We start from the raw sequence: 16722 nt of genomic DNA on the forward strand, positions 1-16722 counted from the left end.
TGAACGATACGGCTCGTCCGACACGCCGGCCGGACGAGCCGTGAACTTACGCCAGGCTGGCCTCCAGTGTCTGCACAGGCGCTGAAACAGTGGCGGATGGCGTGTCGATTGGCATCAGGTCCAGCCCGTAGAGCACGACGTCCGCACGTTTGTCAGCGAATCGGGCGATACCCGGGAAACGTCCCCATTGCGCTGCGCCCAGTCCCTGCACGCCACGTTTGCTCGCCTCGTTGTGCTCGATGATCCAGGCCACCAGCGTCTCGAAACCATACTGCCTGGCCAATACCACCGCGGCCTGGCCCAGGCGAATGCCGACGCCGCTGCCGATGTGATCGTTGCGCACGTAGATCGACACTTCGCCGGTCAATCGGCAGGCCTGGGCGCCCCAACAAAAGCGGTTGACGATCAACCAGGCGACCACTTCGCCGGCGCGTTCGAGTACGTAGATCGGATCACCTTCCTTGACGAAACAATCGACGAAGAATGTCATTTCCTTCAGGGAAAACGCTCTGAGCACCGGAGAGCTGGTCCCCCCCAGAGCGCTTTCGTTGAAGATATCGGTCATCACCGGCAAGTCGTCGGGCGTATAGCGGCGCACGCCACGTGGCAGGTCGGGTCGGCTGTTCAAACGATTACTGATCATGGTCGGGCTTCTCCGTAGACGCTTCGCTTGAGTTGTTCACGGGCGCGAAACAACCGTGAGCGCACAGTGCCAATGGGCACGCCCAGCCGTTCGGCGGCATCGCGGTAGCTGCTCTCGGTGTCCACGGCAGTCCACAGGGTTTCGCGCATGTCCTTGGGCAGCGCGTCCATGGCTGACAGCGTACGGTCCAACAGCCGCCGGTTGTCGCACAGCTCGCTCAGGTCGATGTCTTCGCTGGATGGGATGAAATCGCTTTCGTCGAACGTACTCAGCGGTGGTTGTGCATAGAAGCGACGGAAGTGGTTGCGGATCAGGTTCAGGGCGATGCCGCACAGCCAGGTGTCCGGCTTGGCCAGGCCCTTGAACTTCTCCTGGTTGCGCCAGGCTTCCAGATAGGTGAGTTGGATGATGTCGTCGGCGTCGTCTTGGTTGAGCACACGCTTTTGCACAAACAGACGCAGCTTGCGCTCGTCGCCGAAGCAGGCGCTTGGCGCGCTGGGGCGTGTCGGTGAGGCTTGCGGGGCAAGCATGAGATTCAGACTGTTCATCAATAAATCCCTCTGAATAGGTTCCATAGCGCCGACCCGTATGTCGGCGTTACCCCTTCAGCAGGACCTGTGCCAATCCCGACCTATCCTTTAACTAACTGATATTGAAGTGGTTTTAGCTGGTGCTTTTGCTCTATTTGTGCAAGGGCATGCACGGCTTTCACGGAACTCAATGCATGAAATTGCACCGGCTGGTCCCCCGAAAATGGCGTGGGAACGATGCCGCCGAAAGGATCGAAAAAGGCCTGTCCGGCGATGGAACCGAATGCGGGATCGGCGCCACCCACTGAGCGTCCGAAACCACGCTCCCGGCCATCATGAAAGTAGAAGCCCCGACCAACGCGCACACCGCCGTCAATCTCGCCCAGGCCGCTTCGGCTGTGGCGGGCATTGGCAGGCCTGTCGAATCGTCGCAGGCCGCGCAGCCCAGTTCGATGGAGGAGGTCGGCATGACCTTCAGTCATCACGTGGAGCGCAATACCAAGGCGCTGAGCCAGCGACGCATCCGCAGCGCCCGCAGTGAGGTGGGCCGCACGCGAGTTGAAACCCGGGAGCAGTTGGAGGAGTGGTACGACCAACTCGGCCATCCGGGCAAGCAGAGCCTGGGGGCCATGGCCGCCCAGGCCGGTGTGCTGCTCAATGGCCAACCGATACTCGAAGAGGTGGTCCAGTCCACTGGCGGTGATCCGGCCCGCACCGACCTGATCTTGCAACAAGCGTTGCTGGACGCCGAGGCGCAAGGTCGCCTCGTCGAAGCCAAGCGTGCCCGGGACTATCTGCAGCTATTGCGTGAACGTTATGGCGCGCAGATCCAAGCAGGCATGAACATCGCTGAGGCACTGCTCGCTTCGGGCGGCGATCCTGAACTGCGTCAGGCGGTACGGCGGCTCTATTACGACACCGTGGTGCTCAAGCAGTCGTTGCCGACCATGATGCAAGCGTTGCTTGGCCTGTTCGGCGAAGCGGCGTTCGTGTCGGGGCTGGACATGATGCGCCGCGCGCTGGCCGATGACATCGCCGCCCATACGCCTTCACGGCCCACCGCGTTGCTGCGCACGCTGTTGATCGGCCTGGCTGCCTCGACGCAATTGAGCAGCGTGCTGCAAAGCTGTCGCGGTTTGCTCGAGCGACTGGCCTACAGCTGCCCAGCCAGCCAGCTCACGGCCGTGCTGCTGCTACAGCGCATGCTGGGGTTTGTCAGCAGCGGCCTGTCTTCGGCGGAGGTCCGTCGTATCGGCCGTGAACTGGGTGGAGACCAGGAGCGAGATCAACTCGTCTCCCTGAACGGCTTGTACCCGTTGCTCAAGCGGTTGCCGCTGGCGCTCTGGCGTGATGCCAAAAGCCGCCAGAACGCCCTGAAAAACCTGTTGGTGCTGCTCGATGAGCGCTCCCGTGGCGAGACCCGCGGACAGACCGCCGAACCGGTCATTGGAGCGCGGCCATGATCGCGATACTGAACAAAGTCGCCAACGCGGCGGTGCGCCGTATCGAAGTGGCCGGGGCGTTCGTGGTGCTCGGCATCGTGTTCATGCTGATCCTGCCCTTGCCGACTTCGGTAGTCGATGCGCTGATCGCGATCAACATTTGCATTTCCTGCCTGCTGATCGTGCTCTCGCTGTACTTGCCACGGCCGTTGGCGTTTTCTTCGTTTCCGGCAGTACTGCTGCTGACGACTTTGTTTCGGCTGGCGCTGTCGGTGGCAACCACGCGGCTGATCCTGCTCCAGGGCGACGCCGGCCACATCGTCCAGGCGTTCGGCAATTTCGTGGTGGGGGGAAACCTTGCGGTCGGGTTGGTCATTTTCCTGATCCTGACGGTGGTCAATTTCCTGGTGATCACCAAGGGCTCCGAGCGGGTCGCCGAGGTGGCGGCGCGGTTCACGCTGGATGCGTTGCCAGGCAAGCAGATGTCCATCGACAGCGACTTGCGCGCCAACCTGATCGATGTCAGCGAAGCCCGGCGCCGCCGTGAGGAACTGAACAAGGAAAGCCAGCTGTTCGGGGCGATGGACGGGGCGATGAAGTTCGTCAAGGGCGACGCCATCGCAGGCTTGGTGATCGTGGTGATCAACCTCATCGGCGGCTTCTCGGTCGGCATGGTCCAGCATGATATGAGCGCGTCTGACTCGATGCACTTGTATGCCGTATTGACCATCGGCGACGGCCTGATCGCGCAGATTCCTGCACTGCTGATTTCCCTCACCGCCGGCATGATCATCACTCGCGTGTCACCGGAAGGGCAGCCGGCGGGTAGCAGTGTCGGCAAGGAAATCGGCCAGCAATTGACTGCCGAACCCAAGGCCTGGGTGATCGCTTCGGTGGGCATGCTTGGCTTCGCCGCGTTGCCCGGCATGCCAACCCTGGTGTTCATCGTCATCGCCCTGATCACAGGCACCGCGGGCATTCTCCAGTTGTATGCCCGTGCACGCCGGGCCCGTGAGGGTGACCAGCCTGAAGCGGTGGTGACGCCCGAACAGAATGGCGCCGAAGACCTGCGCAGCTTTGATCCAACCCGTGCCTATCTCTTGCAGTTTTCCAAGTTGATGGAAGGCAAGCCAGCCGCCGAAGAAGTCATCCAAGCGATCCGCAAAAAGCGCAACGCGTTGGTGGCCGGCTTTGGCCTGACCTTGCCACCGTTTGAAATCGAATACAGCACGCTCCTGGAGGACGACGAGTTCCGCTTTTGTGTGCACGAGGTGCCGATGCTGAGGGCGACCTTCGGTAACCGCGTGGCGGTAGCGCGCGGGCCACTGCCGTTCGAACCGCGGGACGCGCAGGTCGGCAGTGAAGTGCGTGACGAGCATCAGTGGCTATGGCTGGCGCCGGACGATCCGTTGCTTGCGGACGAGCGCGTGGAGGCGGTGCCGGCGGGTGAGTTGCTGGTCGAGCGCATGAGCCGCGCGATGTTTGCCACCGGGCCGCAATTCCTCGGCTTGCAGGAAAGCAAGTCGATTCTCAGCTGGCTCGAAGCAGGGCAGCCAGAGCTGGTGCAGGAGCTGCAACGAACCATGCCTTTGGCCCGTTTCGCCGCAGTGCTGCAACGCCTGGCCGGGGAAGGCGTGCCGCTGCGGGCGGTACGGTTGATCGCCGAGTCGTTGATCGAGCATGGCCAGCACGAGCGCGACGTGGGAGCGCTGACTGATTACGCGCGCATCGCTCTGAAGTCGCAGATCTATCACCAGTACCGCGACGAAGACGGCCTGCACGTCTGGCTGTTGACGCCGGAGACCGAAGGTTTGCTGCGAGACGCGCTGCGCCAGACCCAGACGGAAACCTTTTTTGCCCTGGAAAGCGTGCACACCCGCGCCCTGGTCTTGCAGTTGCGCGAAGGGTTTCCGCTGCGGGCCAAACGCGTGGCCGTGCTGTTGGTGGCCCAGGACCTGCGCGCGCCGCTGCGTGACTTGCTGCGTGACGAGTTCAACCACGTGCCCGTGCTCGCCTTCAGCGAGTTGCATAGCAATGCCCAGGTCAACGTGCTGGGGCGCTTTGATCTCGAGCAGGAAACACTTCGGGTCGAGGATGCCGCATGACGGTTTTTTTCGTTTGGCGCGCCAGCGGCGATGCCAAGCGTTGTGACGTAAATCCAGGTGCGTTCGATGGCCTGGCTGTGACAGTAGACGAGGGCCGTCCGCGCCCCGTCGTTCAACCTGATCGTGGGCGCACGTTTGTCGCGCCTTGAGGAATCGACCATGTTCGAACTGCGAGTATTGAGTGGTCTGCACCGAGGTGCGGCATTGCCGCTGGTGGGGGAGCAATGGGTGGTCGGGGCGGCGGAAGACGCCGACCTGGCATTGTACGACCCAGGCGTTTGCGCACGTCACGTGGTCCTCAAGCAGGTCCAGGGCCAATGGCTGCTGGATACGCTGGAAGGCACCGTTTGCAATGGGCAAGGCCAGCCTTGGGCATCGACCGAGCCGTTGCAAGGCAACGCGCCGTTTTCCATTGCTGGCGTCTGGCTGTGCCTGGCCCCGGCCGATCAGCCCTGGCCCGAAGAGGCGGCGCTGGATGAGGCGGCGCAGCTGACGGCGGAGCGCGAGACCGGCAAGTCTGCGACACGGCCATCGTGGCCCAAGCGCCTGGGGATTGCCGCAGCGGTGATCACCGTCGCCTCCAGCGCGTGGGCCTTCACCAGCCAACCGGCACCGACCGTGGCGCCCGGCGCGGCACAACAGCTCAAACCGTCCAAGGCGGCGTTGGGCTCTGTCGAGGCGGTCCGCCTGGAGCTCGATCGCATGCTTCAAGAGCGTGACTTGGATGCGGCTGTACGGGTCGAGGTCCAGGGCGAGCGGCTGGCCTTGGTGGGGGAGCTGCCGCGTCAACGCCTGGCGGTGGTCGAGCGCCTGATCGAGCGCTTCCATGCTCGCTACGATACGTCGGTCGGGATCACGGCCAACGTCAACGAGCGGTTGACGCAACTGCCGTTCCAGATCGCCCAGATCGTCGGCGGCAAACGTGGCCACGTCGTCACTTCCGACGGTCGCCGGTTGTTCCTCGGCGACCAGATCGACGGCCTGCGCCTGACCGCGATCGACAGCGGCAAAGTCACTTTCGAGGGCGAGCAACGCTACGAGGTGACCTGGTGATGCAAGCCGCCATCGCCCGAATGGAAACCTGGGAGGCCGGGCAGCGCGCGCATCTGCGGCGATTCGCGCCGGTCATGGTGCGTGGTCGGGTGCAGCGGGTTAGCGGGATCCTGTTGCAATGCCGGCTGCCGGGGGCGCAGATCGGCGACCTCTGCCAGGTCGAGCGCGAGGCCCGCGAGCCATTGCTCGCCGAGATCGTCGGCTTCGACCAGCACGACGCCTTGCTCAGCGCCCTGGGCGGGCTGGAAGGTGTCCGGGTCGGCGCGGCGGTGGAGCCGCTGGGCATGCCGCATCGGGTGGTCGTCGGGCCGCAGTTGCTGGGCCAGGTGTTGGACGGCTTCGGCCGGCCCTTGCTGGAAGGGGGCGTGGGTGCATTTGCCGGGCCGCGGGTGTTGCATGCCTCGCAAGTGATTGGCGAGGCGCCCGCACCCACCGCACGGCCGCGCATTCAACGGTCCTTGATGACAGGCGTGCGTGCCATCGACGGCCCACTGACGCTCGGCGAAGGCCAGCGGGTCGGATTGTTTGCGGGTGCCGGTTGCGGCAAGACCACGCTGTTGGCGGAGATCGCTCGCAACGTCGATTGCGATGTCATCGTGTTCGGCCTGATCGGCGAACGTGGGCGTGAGCTGCGCGAATTTCTCGACCATGAGCTGGACGATGAGCTGCGGTCCCGTGCGGTCCTGGTGTGTGCCACCTCCGATCGCTCCAGCATGGAGCGTGCCCGCGCGGCATTCACCGCCACGGCATTGGCCGAGGGCTTTCGTGCCCGGGGCCAGCGGGTCCTGCTGCTCATCGATTCGCTGACCCGCTTCGCCCGAGCCCAACGGGAAATCGGCCTGGCGGCTGGCGAGCCGCTGGGTCGCGGCGGCCTGCCGCCGTCGGTCTACAGCCTGTTGCCACGCCTGGTCGAGCGGGCCGGGCTGAGCAACGAAGGCGCGATCACCGCGCTTTACACCGTACTGATTGAACAGGACTCCATGAACGATCCGGTGGCGGACGAAGTGCGCTCACTGCTCGACGGCCACATCGTCCTGTCGCGCAAGCTCGCCGAACGTGGTCACTACCCGGCCATCGACGTGTTGGCCAGCCTGTCGCGCACCTTGGTCAACGTGGCCGAGGCCGATCACCTGCGAGCGGGGATCAATCTGCGCCGCCTGCTATCGGCCTACGACCAGATCGAGTTGATGTTGCGCCTGGGCGAGTATCAGGCCGGCGCCGACCCCTTGACCGACCTGGCAGTGGAGTCTCGTGGCGCCCTGGACGCTTTCCTGCGCCAAGACCTGCGCGAGCCGGAGGCGTTTGCCTCGACACTCGCCCACCTCCAGCAGCTGACTGCTTATGTCCCGGGCTGATCTGGACGCCCTGGCGCCGGTGCGCCGGCATCGCGAGGCGCAAGCCGAACGGGCCTGGCGTCAGCAACGCGATTTGTTGCGCGAACGCGAAGCGGCGGTCGCCGCCGCGCGGGCGCGCTGGCAGGCCGCGTCTGAACAGCAGGCAGCGCGGCGCGAAGCGTTGTACGGCGAGCATCGCGGCCGTGCGGTGAGCGTCTGCGAATTGAACGCGTGGAGCACCGAGGAGCGACGCTTGATCGGTGAGCTGGCCAAGCAAACCCAAGCCTTGCAGGCATTGGATGAGGAACAGGCGCAACAGGCGCGCAACACCGAAGCCGCCCAGCAACGGTTGCAAGGGCGCAGGCGTGACCTGGAAAAACTCAGCGCCATGATGGACTACCTGGTGGAGGCCTCCAGTGATGAATGAACGCACCGTGCATGGCGGTACGCCGCCGCATCGCCCCGCTGTCCCCGTCCGTCACGCGCCGCACGCTTACGAGCAACCCCTTGCCCAGGCGAGCCGGGCAAGTCGTCTGGCAGCACGCGAGCCCGCGCTTGCATCGGAGCGCGACCCCGAAGTGATGCCCGAGCGCAGTGACGGCTACTGGTTTCGCCAATGGGTCGACGCAACCCGGGGCCATGGCGAGGACGACACCGCAGGTACCGGTTCCCTGTCGGGGATGGCGGGCCCGGAGGGAGGCGAAGTGGAGGCTTTCGTCGATCAGTTGTCGCCACGCCTGCGCGCCACGCTCGACCAGCAATTGGACCTGCTGCTGCACCTTCCGCACTTGGGACGGATCAGGGTCTCTGCGCAGCGTTTGGGCGGGGCGTCTGGCTGGGATATCGGCCTGACTGGCGAAACCCAACAAGCACATGCGCGGCTGTCGAGTCGCTCCGGTCGCCTTGAGGAAGCACTGGCCCAGAGCCTGGGCCAGCCGGTGACGGTGCGCGTGATGCGCGAAGAACAGGCGAACATGACATGACCGTACGTGCATTGACGCTGCCATCGGTGTGCGGCGATGACGTCGCCGCCCGCTTGTTGCTGGGAACGGGCGTCAGCTTGCCCTTCGAGGTAGCAGGCGAAACGGGTTTGCTGGAACTGACGCCGAGCAGCCGCACGGCAGGCGCGCCCTGCTTGTTGGAGTGCGCCCATGGCGGGTTGGCCTTGGCCGAGCCCGGCCCGGTACTCAGCTTGTTCGGCGAATGCCCGGTGGTCCTGCCCGCCGAGCCTTGCGCGGATGACGCCTGGTTCTGGGCGCTGTTCCAGCAAACCCTGAGCGAGTCCTTGCGCCAGGCGTTCGGCTTTCTCAAGCCCCTGGCCGGGCCGATGATCCGGGGCATCGCGTGTCGGCTCGACGTGAGGGTGGGCGCTGCCTGTGTCGCAAGTCACGTGGAAGTGACCGGCGCAACCCTGCTCGGGCTGCTGGGTGCCGCGCCGTGGCAGCAACGCAAAGCGCCTTGGAATGAAGATTTCGTGCTGCACGTTCCGGTGCTGTTGGGGCACCTGGCGCTGGATACCGGGCTACTGGCGGTACTGCGCCCCGGTGACGTGCTGGTGCCGCAAACCGCTCTGTTCGACGCATCCGGCCAAGGGCAGGTTCGCCTGGGCCGGCACTGTTTGCAGGTGCGGGTGCACAGTCGCGCCGCACCGTTGCGCCTGACCGTATCCGCTCTGGAGGAGACCGCTATGAGCACCCATGCCGACACCGATATCCTGACGCCCGACTGGGACGATACTAGCCGCTACGAACCGGATGCCCAGGCTCCCGACTCGGCCGATTACCCGGTGCCTGACGATGCGGACACTGAAACCGCGGAGGCACCGATGCAGGAGCGGGGCGTCGGCAACGAGCGCTTCAGCGACCTGCCGCTGGCGCTGACGATTCGCTGCGGTCACTTGAGCCTGAGCTTGGGCGAGTTGCGCAACCTGGCGCCCGGCGCGGTGCTAGAGGTCCAGGGTGTGGCGCCGGGTGTGGCGGCGTTGTTCCATGGCGAGCGGGCCTTGGCCCATGGCGAGCTGGTGGAGATCGACGGCCGGCTGGGCCTGCAAGTCACTCGCGTGGACGTGGCTGGATGAGCTTCCAGGGGGTCGACCCCTTTCTGCTGGCGCTGTTCATCGGCGGGATCTCATTGGTCCCCTTGCTGCTGATCATTTGCAGCGCCTTCCTCAAGATCGCCATCGTGCTGACGATCACCCGCAACGCCATCGGCGTCCAGCAGGTACCGCCCAACATGGCGCTGTATGCCATCGCGCTGGCCGCGACGCTGTTCATCATGGCGCCGGTCGGCCACGACATTGCCGAAGAATTGAAAGAGCGGCCGCTGGATTTCAGCAATACCGAGGCGTTGCAGGGTTCCGCCTTGAACGCGGTCAAGCCGCTGCAAGCCTTCATGTCGCGCAATACCAACCCGGACATCCTTGCGCATCTGCTGGAAAACACCCAGCGGATGTGGCCCAAGGAGCGCGCCGAGCAAGCCAGTCGCGACGACCTGATGCTGCTTATCCCGGCCTTCATGCTGTCGGAACTCGAAGCAGGCTTCCAGATGGGGTTCCTGATCTACATCCCGTTCATCGTCATCGACCTGATCGTGTCCAACCTGCTACTCGCGCTTGGCATGCAGATGGTCGCGCCCATGACCATTTCGCTGCCGCTCAAGCTGCTGGTCTTCGTCCTCGTGCAGGGTTGGACGCAATTGCTCGACAGCCTTTTCTATTCCTATCTCTGAGGGGCATGCGATGGACGCGCTGACGTTGTTCAAGGAAGGCATGCTGCTGGTGGTATTGCTCTCCGCGCCGCCCTTGATCGTGGCGGTGGTCGTTGGCGTGTTGACTTCCCTGGTGCAGGCCTTGATGCAGATCCAGGACCAGACCTTGCCCTTCGGCATCAAGCTGGTGGCGGTCGGGCTAACCTTGCTGGTCACCGGCCGGTGGATCGGAGGCGAGTTGCTGGGGCTGTTGCGCCGGGCCTTTGAAATGATGGCCAATACCTGATGACGGCCCAGGCGTTCGTCCCGTATTTCGACCTGCTGCTGTCGATCGCCCTCGGCATGGCGCGCATCTATCCTGTGGCCTATCTGGTTCCGGTGTTCTGTTTCCAGCATCTGCGAGGCTTGCCGCGCCATGCCGTGGTGTTCGCCCTGGGCATGCTGCCGGCGCCGGGCATCCGCCAGGCCTTGATCGACGCGCAGGTCAACTGGCTGACGTTGGGCGGCTTGATGTTCAAGGAGGTCGTGCTGGGCCTGCTGCTTGGCGTGTTGCTGGCGATGCCGTTCTGGTTGTACGAGTCGGTGGGCGCGTTGCTCGACAACCAGCGCGGTGCGCTCATCGGTGGCCAGTTGAACCCTGCCCTTGGCACGGACACGACGCCCTTGGGCCATTTGTTCAAGGAGATGACCATTTTACTGTTGGTCGCCACCCTGGGCATCGGCACGCTGACGCAGGTGATCTGGGACAGCTATCTGGTGTGGTCGCCCACGGTCTGGTTTCCGCTGCCCGGCGCGGATGGCTTCGGCGTGTTCCTCGGGCTGCTCGCCGAAATGTTCATGCACATGATCCTCTACGCCGCGCCTTTTATCGGCTTGCTGTTGCTGGTGGAGTTCGCCTTGGCCTTGCTCAGCCTGTATAGCCCGCAATTGCAGGTCTTTGTCCTCGCCATGCCGGCCAAGAGCCTGGTCGGCCTGGGCTTCCTGCTGTTCTACCTGCCCACCCTGTGGGACGCGATGACCGGGCGTCTCAGCCGATACGGAGAAATCCGCCATCTGCTGCATCTGTTAGTGCCGTCGCCCTGAAGGAGGGGCTCGTTCATGAGCGAAGACAGTGGCGAAAAGACCAAGCAGGCGACACCGAAGAAAATCCGCGACGCGCGCAAAAAGGGTCAGGTCGGCCAAAGCCAGGACCTGAGCAGCCTGCTGGTGCTCACGGCAATCACCGAAGTGGCCTTGAGCCAGGCCGACAGCAGCATGCAGGCGCTGGGTGACATGGTCGCGTTCCCGCTGCACCGGTTGGATGTCGACTTCGTGCGAGCCTTCGAAGAAACCCTCGCCCATGCCGGCGGCGTGCTGCTCAATTTCACCCTGATGACCGTGGGGCTGGCGATCGCCACGCGCCTGATTGCCGGTTGGGTGCAGTTCGGCTTCCTGTTCGCGCCCGAGGCCCTGCAACCCGATCCGAACCGCTTGAACCCATTGAACCAGGCCCAACAGATGTTCTCCGCCCAGGCGCTGATCCAATTGTTCATGGGGCTGGTCAAGGCCGTGTTCATTGCCAGCGTGCTGTATCTGGTGACCATGCCCGCCCTCGGGTCGTTGATCAGCCTGGTCAATGGCGACCTGAACACGTATTGGCGCGGGTTGGCGAGCTTGTTCCGGCACATCATGCACATCTGCCTGGGCGTGTTGCTGGTGCTGGCGATTCTCGATTTCGGCTTGCAGAAATACTTCTTCGCCAAGCGCCTGCGCATGAGCGAGGAAGAGGTGCGTAAAGAGTTCAAGGAGATGGAGGGCGACCCTCACGTCAAGATGCATCGCCGCAGCCTGGCCCGACAGTTGATCGACCAGCCCGCCGGCAAGGAAACCAAACCGGTGGAGGAGGCCGACATGCTGGTGGTCAATCCGACGCACTTTGCTGTCGCGCTGTTCTATCGACCTGAGGAGACACCGTTGCCGCAGCTGATTACCAAAGGTGTCGATGCCGATGCCCGTGCGTTGATCGAGCGGGCCAAGGCGGCGCGCGTCCCGGTCATCCAATGCATCTGGCTGGCGCGGACGATTTACCGGGAAGACGTTGGCGGCTATATCCCCCGGGAAACGCTCCAGGCGGTTGCGCACATCTACCGGGTATTGCGCGAGCTGGACGACGAGGCCAAGGATGACGTGATCGAAATTCCGGAACTGAACCTGCGCTGAGGCCGATGGAACCGGTGCGCACGGGTATGCCACTCAGGTAGTGAGCCGGGCTCGCCTGGGCGATGCCGGCTTGCCGACAGTATCCACCGCAAACATAGACTCGTGGAGATTCTCATGCCTGAACCCAATGCGTTATCCAGCGCCATAAGAGGCACGGGTGCCCTGCATGGCACCGAAGGCTTGCACCCATCGCGTTCACCCTCGTTGAGCCAGCAGCCTCGCGATGCGCAGCAGCGCACCGGCACTCAAAGCCTGCATGATCGAGGGCGCTCGTCCTCCGCGCCCCCTGCGGTGCACCAACGCGGCCGGACTCGTACAAGGGGCACGAACCGCACGGCCGCACCACCTGACGATCGACCGCTGAACGACAGGCAAAGGTCCGATTCCGCTCCGGCACCTCGCACTCCCGATTCGTTCATGAGCGAGATGGAAAGCCGTCAAAAAGACCTTATGCAAAGGCAGTTCGATATGCAGATGCAGATGGAAGAGCGCCAGAGCGCCATGGTGCTCGTCAAAAGCTCCGCCGACATGACCAAGCTGATGAGCGATACGGTGACGGAGGTCACCAAGGGCTTCATGGACAGCGCAAGGAAAGTCATGCAGGAAGGAGGTGAAGCGATGAAGCTTCGGTAAGGCTCGCAATGACTTGGAAAACGATGGACCCGTGGCGAGGGAGCTTGCTCCCGCTGGGCTGCGCAGCAGACCTTTTTTGTGAGGGCTTCGCCCTCAAGCGGGAGCAAGCTCCCTCGCCACGTTTTTTCGCTGTCTAGCCCAGTCGGGTGCGGCTTGTGTTGAGCGAGGCCGGACGAGGGGCGCTCGGTGTGGCAGGCACCGCCAGGCGTCCACGAACTTCGCCGACCTGGGCGATGAAACCTACGATCCAATGGCAGAACTTCGCCTCATCGAGCAGCGACAACGGACAGTGGGCGCATAAACGAACGCTGCCCTTGTCGTCCAGGGCCAGCCAGCTGCCGCCGAGCAGATCCAATCGAAAGTTGAGCTCCAGCAAGCGTTTGTGCAGGCCAGGCGCATGGGCAGGTACGTCGATCGAACAATGGAGAATGGCGACGTCGCCGGGATCGGGCAGCTCGATGATCGCGGCTTCCCGGTTGCTCGCGTCATACAGTGCGCATACGCCACCTTCCAGTTGCAAGTCTGCATTCAGGTGTTGCGCGAGGGCATGGATCAGACGCTGGGCGAACGGTGTGACGGACATGGGAAACCTCCCTCAATAAGTTGCCGAATATTCATCAAGGTCTTCCAGGCCCAACAGCGACAACTGCCGGGACTGGATTTCATCGAGCAGTTGCGGTGATATCGATGATTCTGGCAACGCCTGCCAAACCACCAGCGCCCGCTGCGGATCCAGAAACAGGAACAGCTGCGCGTAGTCGCTCGGGTGGGCGAAGCGTCGTTCAAGGGCCCGTTGGACCTGATTCACGCCTATCACGTGGCTTTGTATCTGCAAGGCGAGCCCCACGCTGTGAGGTTCCCGGCGCAGACAGAACTCAATACCAGGGGCAATTTCCCAATACGTTGCGATGCCGGCGATGATGTTTTTCTGAAAAGCCTGGCGCGTGCTTACGCTGTGTACCGAAAAAGACATACCGTTCAGTTCTCCAATGGAACGACCGAATGGTCGAGCGGGTGTTCGGGGGAGCCCAGGCCGCCGCGCATGCCCGGCGACCACCAGATCACCAGTCGGCCGTTGTCCGGTTCGGCGCGGCTACAGGCATCGCCCTGGCAACCCCAGCGGCTTGCGCAGCCAGCGAACACCGGCAGACTCAGCAGTAAGACGAGCAGCATCAGCGTGCGCCTCATGGTGTGATCCTCGCACTGGTTTGCAAGAGAGAAGAGCGCCCACCGCCTGGCGTGCGCTTGGGTTGTTTCATGACCACGAACACTTCCGTTTCCTCGCCGGGCTCAAGCCACACTTTTGGCCAGGCGGAGGCCGCCATGGTCCAGCGGCTGCTGCAGCTCGCCTCGTCGAAGCGCAGTCGATCCTGGCCATCGTTGCGCACCACGCCCACGGCAATGCCGTAGTCGGGACCGGCGAACCACTGCGCCCGTGAAGCGTCCAGCGATAAACCGGGCTGCAACGCACACAAGGTATCGGGCGAGTAAGGAATCGAGGCGGCTTGTTTGAACGTCGCCGGAATGTTGCCGTCGGCAAGTTGCGCAAGCACATCGCTGACTTCGATTCGACCGACGGGCCGAGTGCCGTTGCGACGTTCCTCCAGGCGCGCCATGGCGCCGTCCACTTGCTCTCGGTCAAGGGCAGAGATGTAGCGGGCCGGGTCGACCTGGTCGCCGATCAGGCGGGGCGTCAGAATGAACACCCGTTCACGGCGGCTGGTTTCGCGCGTGGTCGAGGAAAACAGCAGCGGCCCGACCAGTGGGATACGCCCCAACCATGGCACCCGCTCAAGATTGTCGCCGGTTTCCTCGGTATGAAAGCCGCCCACCACCAACGAGCGGCTTTCCCCCATCACCGCCTGCGTGCTGACAACCCCTCGCCGCACGCTCGGCGTTTGTTGGCCAACCTCCGAGGGTTCGATGCGGCCGTCTTCGATGTCGAGGAACATCTGGATCTGGTTGCGGCCGCCGGTCTCGATGGCATGGGGCACGACCTGCAAGCTGGTGCCCGCCGTAATGGGCTCGACAGTGGCCACACGCTCGCCAATGGCGGAGATGTACTCGGTCCGGCTGAAATCAATGACTGCCGGTTGGTTTTCCAGGGTCAATACCGATGGGTTCGCCACCACCGAGGCCAGGCCGCGACCTTCCAGGGCGCGCAATTGCGCGGAAAAATCGCCGTAGTCTTGAATGAACACGGTCGAGCTGGCGCCGGGTCGAATCATCGAGGCGCCGCCGATCAGGTCGCCGCTTTCGACGTTCCAGTTCGAGGCCAGTTCGGCCAGTTGGGTGCGGTCGATGTCGAGGATGATTGCATCGATCTCCACCAGTTTGCGCGGCACGTCCACATCTCGAATCAGCGGTGTATAGATCTCCCGCCGCTTGGGTGAGTCGTAGATGAGCACCGCGTTATTGCGCACGTCGGCCTCGACCCGGATCCTGCCGCGGCCGCCGGAACTTGTGTTGCCGCCGGGCTGCACGCGGTGGGTGTTCGGGCGGCCCATGCCGTTCAACGCCAACTGCTCGATGTTGCCCATGCTCATGGACTGATGGGCCTGCATGTTCTGGAACGCCGCTTGGGGGGAGGTCGCCTGCATCCCTCCGGAAACAGCGCTGCGGCTTTCCAGCAGGCCTTTGAGGATGGTCGCGACCCCGGGAATCACCAGCGTATCGCCCCGGTATTTGACGCTGCGGTCGGCGGCGGTGGCGTAGCGCAGCGGGAAACTGATCACTTCCTGCTTCTCTTCAGGTGTCTTGCGTGCTTCGGCAAACTGCGCCACCAGGCGCACGTAGCGTTCCGGGCCGGACACCAGTACGACGCCTTCGTCGGGCAGCTCACCCCAACCGAAACGCGGGTCCAGCAGGCCGATGTCGATCAAGGCTTGCTTCATGTCCGGTGCCGCGTCGGCGGACACTTCCAGGCGCTTGGAGTCCTGGTTCTGCAACGGACTGACGTACAAGGAGTTGCCATACATGAACCACTGGAAGCGATTTTCCAGGCCGAGCCGATCGAGGAACGCCTGGGGACTTTCAGCCCGCATCCGACCGTCGACGGTGCCTTTCACGGTCCCGTCGAGTACCAGTTGCACGCCGAATGTGTTGGCAAAGTCGCCAAGCACCTTGGGCAGGGCAGTATTCTGGGCGTCGTAGGCGTAAGGCGTGTTCTTCCAGTCGGTCGGCACCGCAGCCTCCACCGGCATGCCCGCACCAAGTGCGCCGGCCAATACCAGCGCGAGCAACGAAGACTTCGTCCAGCGCCGCGCGACCGAAGAGCTGCCCGCGGGCATCGAGCGGTAGGGTGCAAGCCACCTGTTAGGCATGACGGATTCCTGTTCCGAGCGGATGAAAATGCGCCGGGCGTCGAGCCCCGGCACGTGGGTCTTTGTTGAACATCGATTGCCAGGTGTCGCGCTGATTGAGCAGTGCTTCCAGCACGTCGAACAGGTCGTCGACGTGTGCATCCGGCGCCAATTGCGCCAACAGCCATAACCGGCCGTCCTGCGCCGAGCGGGCCAGTGCTCCAGGAAATCGCGAGAGGCTTGGGTGCGCCAGCCGAAGCACGTTTTCCAAGGATGCTTCTTTCGCTTGTGCTGCCATCAGTTCGACCGACACCAGCAGGCCGCCGTCGAGCTTGTTGAAAACTGCTTCGCCATCGTCGACGACAACCGCGAAGTGCTCCGGGCCGTCGGCGCTGGCGCTCCAGCGGGCAAGCTGTGTGCGCAGCTCATGGCATTGCATCGATGATCGCCTTGGCGAGGTTGTGGTGGGCGCTGGTTTGTTGAGTGGTCGCGTTCACCGCGACCGACATGCCGTTCATGCTGGTGAAGAATGAATGCATATCGTCGAGCGATTGGCTTTCCGCGGCGTTGATCGCCGCGTTGTTGACGTTATCGGTCGCGCGCTGGAAATAAGTGTCGAGACGGCGCTGCAAGGCATCGATAGAAGACATGGTCGGTTCCTCCGAGTGGGCGTATTCACCGGATGAGTGGTGATTACGCCGGCGGCGGTTCCGCGTAAAAGAAAGGAAAAAAGCCAGTCGCGGTGACGGTTGAATCCTCAGGCACGCCACGGGTT

21 protein-coding genes are annotated in these 16722 nt (G+C 63.4%); 12 read left to right on the forward strand and 9 right to left on the reverse strand.

Going from position 1 to position 16722, the window contains the following annotated elements; translation table 11 throughout:
• Positions 1-46: 46 nt before the first annotated feature.
• From J3P95_RS01615 to J3P95_RS01625, 3 genes are all read right to left on the reverse strand, one after another.
• A complete protein-coding gene (locus J3P95_RS01615; protein ID WP_434560162.1) occupies positions 47-643 on the reverse strand; it encodes a GNAT family N-acetyltransferase in 597 nt (198 codons plus the stop codon).
• The gene (locus tag J3P95_RS01620) at positions 640-1191 is read right to left on the reverse strand and encodes an RNA polymerase sigma factor (RefSeq protein WP_434560164.1); all 552 of its coding nucleotides are present in this window, start codon (positions 1189-1191) and stop codon (positions 640-642) included. The genes J3P95_RS01615 and J3P95_RS01620 overlap by 4 nt, the downstream gene beginning before the upstream one ends.
• Positions 1192-1274: 83 nt before the next feature.
• Positions 1275-1655, reverse strand: a complete 381-nt coding sequence (locus tag J3P95_RS01625; protein WP_434560166.1) for a hypothetical protein — start codon at positions 1653-1655, stop codon at positions 1275-1277.
• On the opposite strand from J3P95_RS01625, the gene J3P95_RS01630 reads away from it, so the two are divergent.
• The 12 genes from J3P95_RS01630 (at position 1641) to J3P95_RS01685 (ending at position 12645) form a co-directional block, all read left to right on the forward strand.
• Positions 1641-2636 carry a TyeA family type III secretion system gatekeeper subunit gene (locus J3P95_RS01630; RefSeq protein ID WP_434560168.1) on the forward strand — a complete coding sequence of 332 codons (996 nt, stop codon included), beginning with the start codon at positions 1641-1643 and terminating at the stop codon, positions 2634-2636. The two genes, J3P95_RS01625 and J3P95_RS01630, sit on opposite strands and share 15 nt — an antisense overlap.
• Positions 2633-4720, forward strand: a complete 2088-nt coding sequence (gene sctV, locus J3P95_RS01635) for a type III secretion system export apparatus subunit SctV (RefSeq protein ID WP_434560170.1) — start codon at positions 2633-2635, stop codon at positions 4718-4720. The genes J3P95_RS01630 and sctV overlap by 4 nt, the downstream gene beginning before the upstream one ends.
• A gap of 159 nt (positions 4721-4879) precedes the next feature.
• Entirely contained in the window at positions 4880-5773 is an 894-nt protein-coding gene (locus J3P95_RS01640) for an FHA domain-containing protein (RefSeq protein WP_434578990.1), read from the forward strand.
• Complete coding sequence (locus J3P95_RS01645; RefSeq protein ID WP_434578988.1) at positions 5770-7128, forward strand: FliI/YscN family ATPase; 1359 nt, start codon at positions 5770-5772, stop codon at positions 7126-7128. The genes J3P95_RS01640 and J3P95_RS01645 overlap by 4 nt, the downstream gene beginning before the upstream one ends.
• Positions 7115-7534, forward strand: coding sequence for a hypothetical protein (locus J3P95_RS01650; protein WP_434578986.1), 420 nt, complete (start codon positions 7115-7117; stop codon positions 7532-7534). The genes J3P95_RS01645 and J3P95_RS01650 overlap by 14 nt, the downstream gene beginning before the upstream one ends.
• On the forward strand, positions 7527-8090 hold the full coding sequence (locus J3P95_RS01655; RefSeq protein WP_434578985.1) for a type III secretion protein: 564 nt from the start codon (positions 7527-7529) through the stop codon (positions 8088-8090). The genes J3P95_RS01650 and J3P95_RS01655 overlap by 8 nt, the downstream gene beginning before the upstream one ends.
• Positions 8087-9184 (forward strand): FliM/FliN family flagellar motor switch protein, encoded by a 1098-nt coding sequence (locus J3P95_RS01660; protein ID WP_434578984.1) that lies wholly within the window; start codon positions 8087-8089, stop codon positions 9182-9184. Before J3P95_RS01655 ends, J3P95_RS01660 begins: the two co-directional genes overlap by 4 nt.
• Positions 9181-9834, forward strand: coding sequence for a type III secretion system export apparatus subunit SctR (gene sctR, locus J3P95_RS01665; RefSeq protein ID WP_039590376.1), 654 nt, complete (start codon positions 9181-9183; stop codon positions 9832-9834). Before J3P95_RS01660 ends, sctR begins: the two co-directional genes overlap by 4 nt.
• A 10-nt stretch (positions 9835-9844) precedes the next feature.
• Positions 9845-10099, forward strand: coding sequence for a type III secretion system export apparatus subunit SctS (gene sctS / locus J3P95_RS01670; protein WP_434560182.1), 255 nt, complete (start codon positions 9845-9847; stop codon positions 10097-10099).
• Positions 10099-10896, forward strand: coding sequence for a type III secretion system export apparatus subunit SctT (gene sctT / locus J3P95_RS01675; protein WP_434560184.1), 798 nt, complete (start codon positions 10099-10101; stop codon positions 10894-10896). The genes sctS and sctT overlap by 1 nt, the downstream gene beginning before the upstream one ends.
• A gap of 15 nt (positions 10897-10911) precedes the next feature.
• Positions 10912-12012: a type III secretion system export apparatus subunit SctU gene (gene sctU / locus J3P95_RS01680; protein ID WP_434560186.1), complete on the forward strand. Its 1101-nt coding sequence runs from the start codon at positions 10912-10914 to the stop codon at positions 12010-12012.
• Positions 12013-12429: 417 nt separating this feature from the next.
• Positions 12430-12645, forward strand: coding sequence for a hypothetical protein (locus tag J3P95_RS01685; RefSeq protein ID WP_434560188.1), 216 nt, complete (start codon positions 12430-12432; stop codon positions 12643-12645).
• A 133-nt stretch (positions 12646-12778) separates the two neighbouring features.
• On the opposite strand, the gene J3P95_RS01690 is transcribed toward J3P95_RS01685, so the two are convergent.
• From J3P95_RS01690 to J3P95_RS01715, 6 genes are read right to left on the reverse strand one after another with little or no spacing between them, the layout of a single operon-like run.
• Positions 12779-13228, reverse strand: a complete 450-nt coding sequence (locus J3P95_RS01690; RefSeq protein ID WP_434560190.1) for a type III secretion system chaperone — start codon at positions 13226-13228, stop codon at positions 12779-12781.
• A 12-nt stretch (positions 13229-13240) separates the two neighbouring features.
• Complete coding sequence (locus J3P95_RS01695) at positions 13241-13618, reverse strand: hypothetical protein (protein WP_434560192.1); 378 nt, start codon at positions 13616-13618, stop codon at positions 13241-13243.
• 5 nt (positions 13619-13623) lie between these two features.
• On the reverse strand, positions 13624-13818 hold the full coding sequence (gene hrpT / locus J3P95_RS01700; RefSeq protein WP_434560194.1) for an HrpT family type III secretion system protein: 195 nt from the start codon (positions 13816-13818) through the stop codon (positions 13624-13626).
• 11 nt (positions 13819-13829) lie between these two features.
• Positions 13830-15968 (reverse strand): type III secretion system outer membrane ring subunit SctC, encoded by a 2139-nt coding sequence (sctC, locus tag J3P95_RS01705; RefSeq protein WP_434578980.1) that lies wholly within the window; start codon positions 15966-15968, stop codon positions 13830-13832.
• Entirely contained in the window at positions 15961-16386 is a 426-nt protein-coding gene (locus J3P95_RS01710; RefSeq protein ID WP_434560198.1) for a type III secretion system chaperone, read from the reverse strand. The genes sctC and J3P95_RS01710 overlap by 8 nt, the downstream gene beginning before the upstream one ends.
• Complete coding sequence (locus J3P95_RS01715; protein WP_434560200.1) at positions 16373-16597, reverse strand: serine kinase; 225 nt, start codon at positions 16595-16597, stop codon at positions 16373-16375. The genes J3P95_RS01710 and J3P95_RS01715 overlap by 14 nt, the downstream gene beginning before the upstream one ends.
• Between the last annotated feature and the right edge of the window lie 125 nt (positions 16598-16722).

The sequence above is a fragment of the Pseudomonas sp. Z5-35 genome (assembly GCF_051131945.1).
Lineage (GTDB): Bacteria > Pseudomonadota > Gammaproteobacteria > Pseudomonadales > Pseudomonadaceae > Aquipseudomonas > Aquipseudomonas marvdashtae.